The sequence below is a fragment of the Brevibacillus sp. MCWH genome, assembly GCF_013096935.1.
Classification (GTDB): Bacteria; Bacillota; Bacilli; order Brevibacillales; family Brevibacillaceae; genus Brevibacillus; species Brevibacillus aydinogluensis.
In genome coordinates this window covers 1-1040 of record NZ_SDLF01000058.1, presented here as the reverse complement: position 1 = coordinate 1040, position 1040 = coordinate 1, and the positions used below count along the sequence as shown (strand labels likewise).

Genomic DNA, 1040 nt, shown 5'->3' with positions numbered 1-1040 from the left:
TGTTTATGAAATTTTTAAACATGGTGCAGACCAACAAGTAGATTACATTATAGAAAAATATCCTAAACGTAAAAATATCATTACACATTTTATAACAGGTAATCATGACCATACACATTTAAAAAACGCTGGTTACGATATTGGTAGACCTATAAGTAGAGAAAGAGATGATCTAATTTATTTAGGAATTAATAACGCATCAATTTTTTTAACACCTAATTGTAGAATGGATATTGCACACCCATTAGACGGTGCAGCATATGCATTATCATACTCTCTACAAAAATCTATTGAGGCTATGCCAGTTGATGATCTACCACAAATCTTTGTTGTCGGTCACCATCATAAATCAATTTATTTATATACAAGAGGTATCCATGCACTAGAAGCAGGAACATTCCAAGCTCAAACACCTTGGATGAAAGGAAAAAGATTAGCTGCTCATGTAGGTGGGTGGATTGTAACAGTACATGTAAACGGTGAAGGAATGGTATCTAGATTTATTCCTGAATGGGTTCCATTTCCTAAATCTATAAAAGAAGACTATTAAAAAAATAATTACGGGGAAGGGGTAACAAAATAATGAAAGACATTGAAAAACAACTTTATTTCAAACTTCTTTTAGAATATCCTAGAACTTTAAACGACGACTTACTAAAAGAATTTAGTAAGAATTACAACATTTTAAAAGAAAGTGGGCTCACTCCTAATCAAATTAAACACATTATTAAGAAGTATGTGAAAATGTGTGATACTACATATTATAAATATTTGAAACTTTCAAGAGAAGCTAGATTTATAACAGATAGCTTTGAAGAAAATAAGAGAAAGATGTTAGAACGTATTAAAAGTGATATTTCTTTACAAAAAAACGTCACAATTGTAGTTAACAATAAAGAAGAAGAAAAAAAAGAAAGCTTTTTAGGAAAAATTTTAAAATTATTTAGAAGAAAATAAAAATAATAGATGAATCTCTTCTTAATGAAGAGATTCATCTATTTTATATTAACTATTTTTAATGTCGTCAAATACGTACACTA

At 28.8% G+C, this 1040-nt stretch carries 2 protein-coding genes; both read left to right on the top strand.

Annotated features, from left to right (window positions below; translation table 11 throughout):
- Nucleotides 1-550 (top strand): hypothetical protein (locus ETC00_RS19320; protein ID WP_171567680.1); only part of this gene is annotated, 550 nt, incomplete at its 5' end.
- 32 nt (nucleotides 551-582) lie between these two features.
- Nucleotides 583-957 carry a hypothetical protein gene (locus ETC00_RS19315; RefSeq protein WP_171567679.1) on the top strand — a complete coding sequence of 125 codons (375 nt, stop codon included), beginning with the start codon at nucleotides 583-585 and terminating at the stop codon, nucleotides 955-957.
- The last annotated feature ends 83 nt before the right edge of the window (nucleotides 958-1040 follow it).

Coding starts and splice junctions, on each gene's coding strand:
- ETC00_RS19315 (WP_171567679.1), top strand. CDS start 583: ATGAAAGACATTGAAAAACAACTTTATTTCAAACTTCTTTTAGAATAT.